13 protein-coding genes are annotated in these 14,410 nt (G+C 39.1%); 7 read left to right on the top strand and 6 right to left on the bottom strand.

Annotated elements, in window-relative coordinates:
- Positions 1-29: 29 nt before the first annotated feature.
- The 3 genes from leuB to fabR form a co-directional block, all read right to left on the bottom strand.
- Entirely contained in the window at positions 30-1,106 is a 1,077-nt protein-coding gene (gene leuB / locus J8L70_RS13695; protein WP_211056163.1) for a 3-isopropylmalate dehydrogenase, read from the bottom strand.
- A complete protein-coding gene (gene leuA, locus J8L70_RS13690; RefSeq protein ID WP_211056162.1) occupies positions 1,103-2,656 on the bottom strand; it encodes a 2-isopropylmalate synthase in 1,554 nt (517 codons plus the stop codon). Before leuA ends, leuB begins: the two co-directional genes overlap by 4 nt.
- A gap of 379 nt (positions 2,657-3,035) precedes the next feature.
- Positions 3,036-3,671 carry an HTH-type transcriptional repressor FabR gene (fabR, locus tag J8L70_RS13685; protein ID WP_211056161.1) on the bottom strand — a complete coding sequence of 212 codons (636 nt, stop codon included), beginning with the start codon at positions 3,669-3,671 and terminating at the stop codon, positions 3,036-3,038.
- A gap of 127 nt (positions 3,672-3,798) precedes the next feature.
- On the opposite strand from fabR, the gene J8L70_RS13680 reads away from it, so the two are divergent.
- Together J8L70_RS13680 and sthA are read left to right on the top strand one after the other, a co-directional pair.
- The gene (locus J8L70_RS13680; RefSeq protein ID WP_211056235.1) at positions 3,799-4,932 is read left to right on the top strand and encodes a fatty acid desaturase; all 1,134 of its coding nucleotides are present in this window, start codon (positions 3,799-3,801) and stop codon (positions 4,930-4,932) included.
- A gap of 13 nt (positions 4,933-4,945) precedes the next feature.
- Positions 4,946-6,376: a Si-specific NAD(P)(+) transhydrogenase gene (sthA, locus tag J8L70_RS13675; protein ID WP_211056160.1), complete on the top strand. Its 1,431-nt coding sequence runs from the start codon at positions 4,946-4,948 to the stop codon at positions 6,374-6,376.
- Positions 6,377-6,441: 65 nt separating this feature from the next.
- Here sthA and hemE read toward each other — a convergent pair whose 3' ends face one another.
- Entirely contained in the window at positions 6,442-7,506 is a 1,065-nt protein-coding gene (gene hemE, locus J8L70_RS13670) for a uroporphyrinogen decarboxylase (protein ID WP_211056159.1), read from the bottom strand.
- Positions 7,507-7,954: 448 nt separating this feature from the next.
- Here hemE and rsd point away from each other — a divergent pair, with 448 nt between their 5' ends.
- On the top strand, positions 7,955-8,425 hold the full coding sequence (gene rsd, locus J8L70_RS13665) for a sigma D regulator (RefSeq protein ID WP_211056158.1): 471 nt from the start codon (positions 7,955-7,957) through the stop codon (positions 8,423-8,425).
- 41 nt (positions 8,426-8,466) lie between these two features.
- Here the strand turns inward: rsd and fkpA are convergent, their stop codons facing one another.
- On the bottom strand, positions 8,467-9,234 hold the full coding sequence (gene fkpA / locus J8L70_RS13660; RefSeq protein ID WP_211056157.1) for an FKBP-type peptidyl-prolyl cis-trans isomerase: 768 nt from the start codon (positions 9,232-9,234) through the stop codon (positions 8,467-8,469).
- 211 nt (positions 9,235-9,445) lie between these two features.
- Here fkpA and J8L70_RS13655 point away from each other — a divergent pair, with 211 nt between their 5' ends.
- Both J8L70_RS13655 and J8L70_RS13650 read left to right on the top strand, forming a co-directional pair.
- Positions 9,446-10,444, top strand: a complete 999-nt coding sequence (locus J8L70_RS13655) for a hypothetical protein (protein ID WP_211056156.1) — start codon at positions 9,446-9,448, stop codon at positions 10,442-10,444.
- A complete protein-coding gene (locus J8L70_RS13650) occupies positions 10,431-10,646 on the top strand; it encodes a SlyX family protein (RefSeq protein WP_211056155.1) in 216 nt (71 codons plus the stop codon). Before J8L70_RS13655 ends, J8L70_RS13650 begins: the two co-directional genes overlap by 14 nt.
- A 35-nt stretch (positions 10,647-10,681) precedes the next feature.
- Here the strand turns inward: J8L70_RS13650 and J8L70_RS13645 are convergent, their stop codons facing one another.
- The gene (locus J8L70_RS13645) at positions 10,682-10,885 is read right to left on the bottom strand and encodes a YheV family putative zinc ribbon protein (protein ID WP_211056154.1); all 204 of its coding nucleotides are present in this window, start codon (positions 10,883-10,885) and stop codon (positions 10,682-10,684) included.
- A gap of 119 nt (positions 10,886-11,004) precedes the next feature.
- On the opposite strand from J8L70_RS13645, the gene abc-f reads away from it, so the two are divergent.
- Both abc-f and J8L70_RS13635 read left to right on the top strand, forming a co-directional pair.
- Positions 11,005-12,927: a ribosomal protection-like ABC-F family protein gene (abc-f, locus tag J8L70_RS13640; RefSeq protein WP_211056153.1), complete on the top strand. Its 1,923-nt coding sequence runs from the start codon at positions 11,005-11,007 to the stop codon at positions 12,925-12,927.
- A complete protein-coding gene (locus J8L70_RS13635) occupies positions 12,911-13,330 on the top strand; it encodes a TIGR02444 family protein (RefSeq protein ID WP_211056152.1) in 420 nt (139 codons plus the stop codon). Before abc-f ends, J8L70_RS13635 begins: the two co-directional genes overlap by 17 nt.
- Positions 13,331-14,410 lie beyond the last annotated feature (1,080 nt).

The raw sequence follows: 14,410 nt of genomic DNA, 5'->3' as shown, positions 1-14,410 counted from the left end.
CGCAACATAACGGTGCTGCGACTTATATATTAAATACGTGAAACGATGGCTGCTGCTACATCGCTTGTGCTGTATCCACCATTTGGGTAGATATCTGGCGTACCAACGCCAGCTTCAACGGCTTCTGCTACTGCTTTTTCAATCGTACGCGCCGCTTCATCTTGTCCTAAAGAGTAACGGAGCATAAGCGCCGCACTTAAAATTTGTGCAATAGGGTTAGCAACGCCTTTGCCTGCAATATCAGGCGCTGATCCACCTGCAGGTTCGTACAGGCCAAAGCCCGATTGATTTAAACTAGCAGAAGGTAATAAGCCCATAGAGCCTGTGATCATCGCACACTCATCTGATAAAATATCACCGAATAAGTTATCGCAAAGTAGTACATCGAATTGGCTCGGTTGCTTTACTAATTGCATCGCAGCGTTATCGACATAAATATAATCTAAACTGACTTCTGGGTAATCTTTACTTACCTCAGTGACCACTTCACGCCATAATACGCTTGATGCTAATACATTGGCTTTATCAACCGATGTCACATGGTTACTACGTAATTTTGCAGCTTCAAAAGCAAAGCGTGCAATGCGTTCTATTTCTTTACGAGAATATGTTTGCGTATCGAATGCAGCTTCATCTGCACCCTCACCGCTGCGGCCTTTTTCACCAAAGTAAATACCACCGGTTAATTCACGTACACATAAAATATCAAACCCTTGTGCACTAATATCGGCTCGCAGTGGTGAAGCGGCACTTAATGCAGGTAATAACTGTGCAGGGCGAAGGTTACAAAACAAACCAAAATGTTTACGTAAAGGCAATAAAGAAGCACGCTCTGGCTGTTCATTTGGCGGTAGGTTTTCCCATTTAGGGCCCCCTACTGAACCAAATAAAATAGCATCGGCGTTTTCACATGCTGTTAATGTACTTTCAGGTAAAGCTTTACCAAATTCATCGATAGCAGCTCCACCAATTGCATGGTGTGCGCGGGTCAAGGTAAAACCAAACTTATTGCTTACAGCATCAAGTACTTGCTCTGCTGCTGCCATTACTTCTGGGCCAATACCATCGCCTGCTAATACGGCAACGCTGTAGTTTGTTTTACTCATCCTGCTTTCCTTTGTTGTTTTAAATCAGACACTTTTTGTGCACGATAAATTAAGTTATACACACGTATCATAGCGCGTACTGACGCCTCAACCACATCTGCAGCAATACCTGCTCCATGATAAGGGCGTCCTTCAAATTTTGCTATTATATTTACTTGACCTAAAGAACTGGCACCCTGGCCTGTTGCCTCTAGGTTATATTCAATCATTTCGACGCTAATGCCCGTTAAACGTTCAATCGCGGCAAACGAAGCCTCTACAGGTCCATTCCCTGTTGCAGCCTCTTGCTTTGATTCTCCATCAACCAACATTCCGATAGTCGAACTGGCAACCGATTGAGAGTTAGATGCTGAATTAACAAACTCTAATTGGTATTTTTCATCTTTAACATTAATTTGGTTAAAGTAAATCATTGCCTCTAAGTCGTAGTCGTATACTGTCCCTTTTTGATCTGCTAACGCTAAAAAGCTCTCGTATAAGCTATCCATATCGTAGTCTGATTTTTGATAGCCTAACTCTTCTAAGCGATGCTCAATAACATGACGACCAGAACGCGAAGTCATATTTAATTGATTGTTTGGCACACCGACACTCTCAGGTGACATAATTTCATAGGTGTTTTGTGCTTTTAATACGCCATCTTGGTGAATACCTGAGCTATGTGCAAAGGCATTTTCGCCAACAATCGCTTTATTAGGTTGAACTGGCATATTGCAAATTTTTGCCACTTGACGAGATGCGCGATAAATCTCTTCACTTTTTATATCGGTGTGTACTTTTAAGTGATCTTTGCGCATTTTCATGATCATGGCCACTTCTTCAAGTGAACAGTTACCCGCACGCTCGCCAATACCATTAATAGTACACTCAATTTGGCGTGCACCAGCTTGCACAGCCGCGACTGAGTTGGCGACTGCCAAACCTAAATCGTTATGGCAATGCACACTCAGGCGGGCCTGATCAATATTAGGAACATTGTTCATTAAATGACGAATCATTGCAGCATATTCATCAGGAGTAACAAAGCCGACGGTATCTGGTAAGTTAATTGTTGAAGCACCAGCTTTAATCGCTTGTTCTACAATTTTACATAAATCCCAGTGAGGGGTACGCCCCGCATCTTCACACGAGAACTCTACATCATCAGTATAGTTACGAGCTAATTTAATCGACTTAACCGCCATCGCTGTAGCATCATCTAAACTCATGCGTAATTTATGATCTAAGTGAAGCGGGCTGGTTGCAATAAAAGTATGGATACGGCTTTGTTGAGCGGTGCGAAGTGCTTCACCACACGCTTCAATATCCTTTGCAACAGAACGCGCTAGGCCACAAATAATAGGGCCTTTTACTTCGGTTGCAATACGCTGCACCGAACGAAAATCAGCAGGGCTAGATACCGGAAAACCCACTTCCATTACATCTACATTTAGGCGACTGATAGTGTGCGCTAATTGAATTTTATCATCTTCAGTAAGACTTGCTTTTAATGCCTGTTCGCCATCACGTAATGTTGTGTCAAAAATCCATACTTTATCTTGGTCTTGCATAATTGCCCCTCACTCCAGTGCTACTTAAAATTCAACTTATCCCAGCTGCGAAATAAAAAAAACCCCGCTATTGCGGGGTTTTTTGATGTTAACTTGATGCAAACACACTAATCCCCGCTTACTTGTATCAGCAGTAAGAGGTTAAGTTTTAGTGTAATTAAACGAATATTTTGCATCTTGTCATCGTGTGTGTGTTCAGTGAGGCTTATTTTTAACACTTGTAAGGCAAGGGATCAAGCATAAAATTTTCTTAATTATTGGATTAAAAGCCAAGTTGAAGAATTTTTTATGCGCCATTTAGTTAAAATAAAAATAAAAACAACAAATAATGGAGGTTCAACGTTTAAAATACCAACCCCAACCCTACACCATGTTTATATTAACTTTTACTGCTTTCTAATACTTTATTTTTATCTCGCGTGTAATTATCAGCGCCACGACTAATATAACGTAATTGCCATATCACTCGCTTTATTAATTCATCACGTTGTTGGCCCTCAATATCAAGTGCTTCAGCTCCAGCATTAAATACTAATGTGACCATTGCCTCTGCTTGTATATATGCATGTACAGGGTCGCATTTAGTTTCGCCTTCAAGATAGTGCGCCAACTCTAAAATAAAATGCTTAACTTCACGTGCTACCGCAGCTCTAAACGCTTTAGAAGTACCAGAGCGCTCACGTAGTAATAACCGAAACTGATTACTTGAGTTATCTATAAACTCCATAAAAGTCACAACAGAGGTGTTTATTACACTACCGCCATCGGCAATACGTCGTCGCGCTTGGCGCATGAGTTGGCGTAGGGTTAAACCCGCCTCATCAACCATAGTTAAACCAAGCTCATTCATATCTTTAAAATGACGATAAAAAGACGTTGGGGCAATACCCGCTTCGCGTGCAACCTCACGTAAACTTAAATTAGAAAAGCTATGGTCAGCACTTAGCTGATTAAATGCCGCTTCAATTAGTGCTTGTCGTGTTTTTTGCTTTTGTTGTGCTCTAACACCAGACATTTATTGCTCTCCAGAATGCCAATATATTAAATTTTGATGATTATTGCTCAGATCCCTAGTCTAATACTTGACGGCAAGAGATTGAAATACTATTTTAGCTTACAGTTGTACGCTGAGATTATAAATGATGAAAAAACCACCTTTACTTTGGACTAACGTCCTATTTTTTAGCCTGACCTTTATCGGTGCTGTTACTTTAGTGCCTTGGTACGGTATTACCTTTGGTTTTAGTGCCACGCATTGGGTGATATTTGTTATCTGTATGTTTTTTGCGGGGCTTTCTATTACCGCAGGTTATCATCGCTTATGGGCACATAAAGCTTATTCAGCTCACCCAGCTATTGAATTTATTTTTGCTTTAGGCGGCGCATTTGCATTACAAAATAGTGCTTTGCACTGGAGCAGTGATCACCGAGTTCATCATGGCCAAGTAGACGACCCTGTAAAAGACCCATACGCAGCCACAAACGGCTTTTGGTATAGTCATATAGGTTGGATGCTACGAAACTACCAAGGTGATAGTTACGGTGATTATAGTAATTGTCGTGATTTACAACGCAATAAAATTGTTATGTGGCAACATAAGCATTACTTCAAATTAGTCATTTTAATGAATGTAGGACTCCCTTTACTACTCGGTGCTTTAATAGGCGATATTTGGGGTATGCTATTATTGGTTGGGTTATTGCGCTTAGTATTAAGCCAACACTTTACTTTCTTTATTAACTCAGTGGCTCATATTTGGGGTGCTCGTCCGTATACAGAAAAAAATACTGCCCGTGATAATGGCTTTTTAGCCTTATTTACTTATGGTGAGGGCTATCATAATTATCATCATATTTTTGCTAGTGACTATAGAAATGGTATTCGCTGGTTTCATTATGATCCAACAAAGTGGATGATTCGCTCGTTAGCTGCTATAGGTTTAGCAAGTAAATTAAAGCGTACACCCGTTGAGCGTATTGAAAAAGCAAAAGCCGAAACACTAATGCATAAAACCCAAATTCGTTTAGCAAAATTGCCTTTAACGCAAGATAAGCTTACATTATTACAGAACGAGTATGATTTATTATTGAAAAAGCTGCAGCATTATTGCCAATTACAAAGAGAAATTCTCGAAATTAAGAAAAATAATATGGCAAAACAGTGCGAAGAATCCGCTTTAATGGCACAATATCATGAGCTTGAAGCTGCTTGGCAAAATCAAAAGCAGGCTTGGCTTGCACTTAATGCGAGGTTGTTAAAAGCCTCTTTTAGCTAATTTAGGAGTGGCTGTGTCAAAACAACCAGAGAAAAAAACAAAACCTGTTTCTTATCAATATGATGCAATTATTATAGGCACAGGCCCTGGCGGTGAAGGCACCGCCATGAAGTTATCAAAAAACAACAAAAAAGTGGCCGTGATCGAACGTCACAAGTCAGTCGGTGGTGGTTGTGTACACTGGGGAACAATTCCCTCAAAAGCATTACGCCACTCAGTTAGCCGTTATATCGAATATAAAGCGAATCCATTATTTAGTTTAAACGAGCGCTCAAGCCGTTTAACTTTCCCTGATATTCTTGGCCATGCAAGCTCTGTTATTGCCGATCAATCTAACATGCGTAGTGGTTTTTACGATCGTAATAGAGTTGATTTATATAAAGGTAATGCAAGCTTTGTTGATCAACATACGATTGATGTAAAACGCCCAGATGGAACATCAGATCGAATCACAGCAAAAACAATTGTAATTGCTACTGGTTCACGTCCATATCGCCCTCCAGAGGTTGATTTTACCCATTCACGTATTTACGACAGCGATACTATTTTAGGGCTAGAACATGATCCTCAACGCGTACTGATTTATGGTGCGGGTGTTATTGGTTGTGAGTATGCTTCGATTTTTAAAGGTTTAGGTGCCAAGGTCGATTTAGTAAATACACGTGACCGCCTTTTGGCCTTTATGGATGCAGAAATTTCAGATTCATTAAGCTACCACTTTTGGAACAGCGGCATTGTTATTCGCCACAACGAAGAGTTTGAGCGTATCGAAACGCGTGAAGACTGCGTGGTAATGCATTTAAAATCTGGTAAACGTGTACAAGTTGACTGTATTTTATTTGCCAATGGACGAACAGGTAATACAGATACACTTAACTTAGAAGCTGTGGGCCTAAAAGCAGATGGCCGAGGCCAGCTTAGAGTAAATGAAATGTACCAAACAGACATTGATAATATTTATGCTGTTGGTGACGTTATTGGCTATCCAAGTTTAGCAAGTGCTGCATATGACCAAGGCAGAATCGCAGCTGATGCAATCACCACAGGTAACTGTGATGAGAAACTTATTAAAGATATTCCTGCGGGCATTTATACCATTCCAGAAATGAGCTCTGTTGGTAAAACAGAACAAGAGCTTACCGCGGCTAAAATCCCTTATGAAGTGGGTCGTGCTCAATTTAAACATTTAGCACGTGCACAAATAGCAGGTACACAAGTGGGTAGCTTGAAAATTTTATTCCACACAGAAACCAAAGAAGTACTTGGCGTACATTGCTTTGGTGAACGCGCCTCTGAAATTGTACATATTGGACAAGCTATTATGGAGCAAAAAGGGGAAGGTAATACAATTGATTACTTTGTAAACACCACGTTTAACTACCCCACGATGGCAGAAGCTTATCGAGTAGCTGCACTTAATGGTTTAAATCGTATGTTTAAATAAACACGATTTTAAAATAGCAAAAAGCCCGCTCATTAAGCGGGCTTTTTAATGTTACTTAGCCAATTTTACTTATGGTATTTAGCACTAAGCTCATGCACGGCATTAATAAACACGCCTGCATTTTCAGGGTCTACATCTGGAGTGATACCATGGCCTAAATTAAATACATGGCCATTACCCGTACCAAAATCTTCTAAAATAGTCCCGACTTCTTGGCGAATGCGTTCAGGTGTTCCGTGCAACATTGATGGGTCCATATTACCTTGCAATGCAACTTTATCACCAACACGACGTTTTGCATCACTAATATTAATAGTCCAATCAAGGCCGACGGCATCACATCCTGTTGCCGCAATTGCTTCAATCCATTGCCCGCCATTTTTAGTAAATAAAGTAACAGGTACTTTACGCCCATCGTTTTCACGAATTAGGCCATCAACAATTTTATGCATATATTGTAATGAAAACTCATTGTAATCACGTGGACTTAACACTCCACCCCATGAGTCAAAGATCATTAATGACTGCGCACCGGCTTTTACTTGTGCATTAAGATAATCAATAACCGAATCGGCGACTTTATCTAAAAGTAAGTGTAATGTTTGTGGCTCAGCAAATGCCATTTTCTTAATTTTACCGAATACTTTACTGCTACCACCTTCAACCATGTATGTTGCTAAAGTCCATGGTGAACCAGAAAAACCAATTAATGGCACTTCACCTTTAAGCTCGCGACGAATAGTGCTCACCGCATTCATGACATAGCCAAGCTCATCGGTAGGGTCTATTTTTGGAATTTTTTTAACATCAGCTAATGAAGAAATTGGGCGCTCAAATTTAGGACCTTCGCCGGTTTCAAAATATAAGCCTAAGCCCATCGCATCAGGAATGGTTAAAATGTCACTAAATAAAATAGCGGCATCTAATGGGTAACGACGAAGTGGCTGTAATGTGACTTCACAAGCTAGCTCAGCATTTTTACATAAACTCATAAAGTCGCCCGCTTGTGCACGTGTGGCACGGTACTCTGGTAAATAGCGTCCTGCTTGTCGCATCATCCATACCGGTGTTACATCAACAGGTTGTTTTGCTAATGCACGTAAATAACGGTCGTTTTTTAATTCGCTCATTGTAAAAAGAGTCCAAAGCTAAAGAGTATGAACGAATATTATACCACCATATTTCTCCCCTCTCTATTCAATGAACCGTTAAAATGAACTTTCTTAAACCAGCTGTTAAAAATACAAAGTTTATTTACCAAAAAACGATATTTTAGTTTCAATAAAACAACATAAAAACCACTTGTTAATGTATTTGCAACACAAGTAAAAGCTTGCTATTGTGCTTTCGTGTTTATAAAACAATAACAAATCATTTTAATAAAAATAAAAAGCTTGTTTAAGCAAGCCATTAAAAAGAAATTCAGCCACCTTTTCGGTGGCTTTTTCTTATCAATCATTCAGTCCAATACTTTTTTACCAATTGATTATAAAACATTGATATACACTTAATTTAGCTATATCTTAATTTATAATAGCTTATTGATTTACGTAGATAACTCACTCTAGGAGAACAAGCATGCTGACACGTGTAGAAAAAGCACAACAGAAATGGGGTGGTAGCCATACAGTTATCGATACTTGGCTAAGTGAACGACAAGCGTTAATCGTTTTATATTGTCAAATAGCGGGCTTTTCACCTGCAGATAAAAAAGATCACTCTTTGCCATTACCCGAGAAAATTTTATCATTTTGTCAGCTAATGATGGATTATCTATCAGCGGGACATTTTGAGATTTATGATGACATTGCCAAAGCGTGTGAGCATAAAGGCCCTAAAAGTCAGCAATTAGCAAACGCACTTTACCCACGTATTTCTGACACCACCGATGTTGCATTAGATTTTAATGATAAATACGCTGAGGTAGATAAAGAAGATTTATTAAAAGATTTTGATAAAGACTTATCGATTTTAGGTGAGGCGTTAGAACTTCGCTTTGAACTTGAAGATGAATTAATAGATAACTTATATTCTAATCATACAGCCTAAAAAAAAGGGACCTAAAGGGTCCCTTTTTTAGCGGCGTATTATTACTCAGCCGCAGCGTCATCACTTTCAATAGCAAGTAACTCTACTTCAAAGATTAACGTAGAATTAGCTGGAATTGGACCTTTATTACTTGGCCCGTATGCTAAATCGCTTGGGATAGTAAACTCAAACTTTGAGCCAACTGGCATTAACTGTAAGCCTTCAGTCCAACCTAAAATCACACGATTTAATGGGAATGTAGCCGGCTCGTTACGCGCATATGAGCTATCAAATTCAGTGCCGTCAAGCAAAGTACCTTTATAATGTACCTTCACTGTATCTTCTGCAGCAGGTTTAGCACCTTCGCCTAACGAAATCACTTTGTACTGCAAACCAGACTCAGTTACTTTTACACCTTCTTTTTTAGCGTTTTCAGCTAAATAAGCTGTGCCAGCAGCAATGTTTTTCTCAGCTTCAGCTTTCATTTGTGCTTCTTGCTTTTCTTGTAGCGATGCTTCAAATTGCGTTAAGATTTCATTAACTTTTACTTCATCATATTGCGACTCACCTTTTAAAGAGTCTTCTAAACCACGAAGTAGTAATTTAAGATCTACATCAAAGCCAAGCTCTTTTCTTCTCTCTAAATCTTTACCTAAAAAGCTACCTACAGAAGAACCAAATGCATATGCTTGTTGTTGTTCTAGCGTATTTAGTTCAACTTGTGCGGTTGCTGCTACAGCTTCAGTTTTTTCTGTTTTAGCTTCATCATTACATGCAGTAAGTGCTAAAACTGACGCTGCAATTAATGATAATTTAATCGTTTTTCTCATTTTAAGTCTCCGACATACTTTGCAGTTGTCATTTGTTATATTAATACCAGTTAAACATGATTAGCCTTCATGATAGGCTGTTTGTTTAATAACTAAATTGTACGTTGTTAGCTAAACTAAATACATAGCCAGTGATTAGACAAACAACCTAAGCTTCAACAAACTTAGTCTAACCTCTCAATCACTGAGAGTTAAGAGGAAATCTTGTAACATGACGATATTTCGTACATTTTTACTTACTGTGAGCTGCTTATTCATCTTCTCTTGCGAAGATAAGCATCAACAAGCAACGGCGAGTTATGAACACACATCGACAGGTGCTTTTTCATCAGCGTTATCACATGATGGTAAATACAGCCTGATCTCCTCTATAAATCATGGGGTCGCTCTGTGGGATAATCAACAGCACGCCCTTAAATATCTCTGGTCAGAACAACAAGACCAAGACAGTCTAGTCCACACAGTAGCTATTGCTTATGACAATAGCGTGGCTGTCACCGCAGAAAAAAATACATTTTCAGTATGGAGTATTTCAACCGGTGAAAACCTCGGTTATTACAAAATACAAACGTCAAGTATTCGCGACATCGCTATTAGCAATCAGGGCCGCAGCGTACTATACGGGCGCAGTGATGGCGTTGTTGTCTACATTGACTTAGAGACTGCAAGGCGCATAGAGTTCCTTGGACATCAAGATAAAATTAATACCGTAGATATATCACCCAATGGATATTATGCATTATCGGGCTCTAACGATTATGCAGCTTATTTTTGGGACACACGCACAGGGCAAGTAATACATCGATTTAATCACCCTACTCGGGTGACACAAGTTACACTTGACTCACAAGGTCAGTACGCATTTACCGCAGACAGTATGCAGCAAGCACATGTATGGCAGCTGACTACAGGTGATCTTGTGAGCAAACTAAAGTATATTGCTCGCCAGAAAATATTTACAGCTGTTCGCTTTAATCAACAAGGTACACTGCTTGCAACAGGCTCACCGAATAAACAAGTCGACTTATGGCGTGTGAGTAATGGTGAAAAGCTACAATCGTGGCAGGTAACCCCTCGAAAAGGCAGTAGACCAAAATCGGCAGTCGTATTAGATATTGCATTTATTGATGACGAATTGTCATTACTTACAGAAAGCTCAAGCGGGATCGCCGAGCGTTTTACTATACGAGAACATAATGAACACAATTGAACACCGCTTAATGGAACTTGAAGCTAAAGTTGCTTTTCAAGACGAAACAATCGAAGTGTTAAATGACGAAATAAAAGTACACCAGCAACAGCTAGCTAAAATGAAGCGTCAAACGGAGCTACTGGCAGAAAAAATAAAAGAGTCGCAATCATCGCCTTCTCTTATGTCACAAATGCAAGAGCCACCACCGCCTCATTACTAAAAAAGTAATGAGACTAGCTAAGCCGAAGGCATTTTTTAATCGCCGGGATTAAACACGCCGATAACCTGTTCAAATTGGCGTGTAGATGCCTGAACTGCTTGTTCTGGCTGAGCCATTTTGTGGCCACATTGCATACATTCAACTTTTTCTACATCGTGTTCTTTGTACAACATCATTAAATCCATAGTTTTACATTCTGGACAGATTGCACCTGCAATAAATCGTTTTTTTTGCTTCATTTAATCATTCTCATCATGTTAACTAAGGTTATTTTATCGCATATCCTTAATGGAGGATACGTTTAAAGAAAACCGATTGTGTTATCATACTGCGCAACTAAATAAGGGTATGTATAGTAATGATTCAAATCTCAGAAATCGAACTTCTTCGTGGCGGTAAAGCCTTATTAAAAAATGCCTCTGCAACTTTATTTCCAGAACATAAAGTTGGATTAGTAGGTGCCAATGGCTGCGGAAAATCAACCTTATTTAGTTTATTAAAATCAGAACTACAGCTTGATGCAGGCGATTGTAATATTCCAAAAGATTGGTCTATTGCCTCGGTTAAACAAGAAACCCCAGCTCTTGAAATAAGTGCAATAGACTACGTACTACAAGGACATCCTGAATATTACGCTTTACGTATTGCATTACGTGAGGCTGAGCAAGTTAATGATGGTGACACGCAAGCTAAAGTACATATTCAATTAGAAAATATTAAAGGCTACAGTATAGAGTCAAAGGCCGGCGAGTTATTACATGGTTTAGGCTTTGCAAATAATCAAATAGAAAACCCCGTCAGTGCTTTCTCTGGTGGCTGGCGTATGCGCTTAAACCTTGCTCAGGCACTGATCCGCGATGCGGATTTATTATTACTCGATGAACCAACAAACCACCTAGATTTAGATGCCGTTTACTGGCTAGAACGATTTTTACGTGCCTATACTGGTACGCTAGTTCTGATATCGCACGATAGAGAGTTTTTAGATGCGGTGGTTGATCAAATTTGGCATGTAGATAAACAACTGATCAATGTGTACAAAGGTAATTACTCTCAATTTGAACGCCAAAAAGCAGAGCGCTTATTACAACAACAAGCGATGTTCGAAAAGCAACAAGAGCAAATAGCCCACCTTGAGCAGTTTATTACACGCTTTAAGGCTAAAGCCAGCAAAGCAAAACAAGCACAAAGTCGTGTGAAAGCGCTAGAACGCATGGAAAAACTCGCACCGGCGCATGCCGATTCACCGTTTGACTTTGAATTTGCCGAGCCAACAGCTTTACCTAACCCGCTGATGAGTTTAGATAAAGCAAAGGCCGGTTATGGTGATGTTACTATTTTAGATAATATAGCGCTCAACTTAGTACCTGGAAGTCGTATTGCATTACTTGGACGAAACGGCGCAGGTAAATCAACTCTTATAAAATTATTAGCGGGCGAGCTCGAGCCGCAAGCTGGTAAAGTAATACAGCACCATGGTTTAAATATTGGGTACTTTGCACAACATCAATTAGAATCACTTGATTTAAAAGCAAGTGCGGTTACTCACATTCAACGTTTAAACCCAAAAGCCAGTGAGCAATCATTAAGAGACTTTTTAGGTGGATTTGCCTTCATAGGCGATAAAGCACTCGAACCCGTCGCTCCATTCTCAGGTGGAGAAAAAGCACGACTGGTATTAGCCATGTTAGTCTATCAAAAACCAAACCTTTTATTACTTGATGAGCCAACCAACCATCTCGATTTAGAAATGCGCCATGCCTTAGTTATGGCACTGCAAGGCTTTGAAGGAGCGATGGTTACGGTATCGCATGATCGTCATATGCTTAAAAATACCGCTGATGAATTTTATTTAGTAGACGACGGAAAAGTCACACAATTTGGCTATGATCTAGATGCTTATTATCAATGGTTACTAAATGCCAATAAAGAAGCTGCTAAAAGCCAGCAATCAGACGATGAAAAAGTAAGTAGTGGTATAAACCGAAAAGAGCAAAAACGTTTAGAAGCCGAGTTTAGAAAAAATATTCAACCGCTTAAAAAGCAAATTGATAAACTCGAAAAACAGCTCGACAAATACAGTGCTGAGCTTAGCGATGTAGAAGTGGCACTGGGTGATAATGATTTATATAACGATGATAACAAAGCCAAGTTAAAAGAATTAATAACAAAACAAGCAACACTTACACCTAAGCTCAATCACACTGAAGAAGAGTTGCTGATAGCCCTTGAAGAAATGGAAGAAAAAGAGCAGGCCTTTGCCGATGAACTTGCTAAATAAAGATGCTTTTTGGCAATTTGCGTGTACTTTATACGCAGAGCCACAACAACAAACAACTTTGCTGGCAATGCAAGACCAGCAAGGTAAAAATGTTAATTTGTGCTTATTATTATTCTATTTAGACTCGCTTAAGTTGAGCATTAATAATGAGCAATTAGCCTGCTTAATTAATGCTATCGCGCTATTTGATACTCATGCTTTACAGCCCTTACGCTCTGCCAGATACTATTTAAAATCAAATAAAGATAGTATTCCCGATTACGCTCTCATTCGTAAAGAGTTATTAAGTGCTGAACTAAAGTTAGAAAAACAGCAACAACACATACTAATTAACACAGTCAATGAATTTACATTGTTAGAAGCCAAAAACCCCAACAATATAGAATTATATATAAAAGCATAAGATTATATTCCCGCGGCTGATTCTCAACAAAAACACCGATGCTATACAAACACGAGCTTTATCTTACGGCTCTTCATTGCTATTTATTTATGGTTATTTTTTAGTAACTTAGTGACTAAGCCATTACTTTTATGTGTTTTCACTGCTCATTTACTTCTCTTTGTGAGCATTGGCTTTTGTTTTTGATTTGTTAGTGATTAAAGCTAGTGATTAAGACATTTATGCATAAAGAGACACTGCGCTTTGGAGACGCTACGCTTTAGAGTAGTAATTTAGTGACTAGCCTGTTGTTTTTAATGTGTTTTCACTTCTCATTTACCCTCATTTTCTTCTCTTTGTGAGCAATGTTTTTTGTTTTTGATTTGTTAGTGATTAAAGCTAGTGATTAAGACATTTATGCACACAGAGGCGCTTCGCTTTGGAGACGCTACGCTTCAGAGTAGTGATTTAGTGACTAGAACATGTGTTATCACTGCTCATTTACCCTCATTTTATTCTCTTTGTGAGCAATGTTTTTTGTTTTTGATTTGCTAGTGATTAAAGCTAGTGATTAAGACATTTATGCACAAAGAGGCGCTTCGCTTTGGAGACGCTACGCTTCAGAGTAGTGATTTAGTGACTAGAGCATGTGTTATCACTGCTCATTTACCCTCATTTACTTCTCTTTGTGAGCATTGGCTTTTGTTTTTGATTTGTTAGTGATTAAAGCTAGTGATTAAGACATTTATGCACAAAGAGGCGCTGCGCTTTGGAGACGCTACGCTTCAGAGTAGTGATAGTAATTTAGTGATTGTGCTTGTTTTTTGGCTTCTCATTTACCCTCATTTACTTCTCTTTGTGAGCAATGGTTTTTGTCTTTGATTTGTTAGTGATTAAAGCTAGTGATTAAGACATTTATGCACACAGAGACACTACGCTTCAGAGTAGTGATTTAGTGACCTAGTAATTTAGCGATTGTCTTTGTTTTTTGGCTTCTCATTTACCCTCATTTACTTCTCTTTGTGAGCAATGGCTTTTGTCTTTGGTTTTAAGTAACTAAGACATATATGCACAAAGAGGCGCTTCGCTTAGGAGACGCTG

This window comes from Pseudoalteromonas sp. MMG010 (assembly GCF_018100905.1).
Taxonomy (GTDB): Bacteria; Pseudomonadota; Gammaproteobacteria; order Enterobacterales; family Alteromonadaceae; genus Pseudoalteromonas.
The sequence above is the reverse complement of the archived record's forward strand: the minus strand, read 5'-3'. Positions and strand labels throughout refer to the sequence as shown.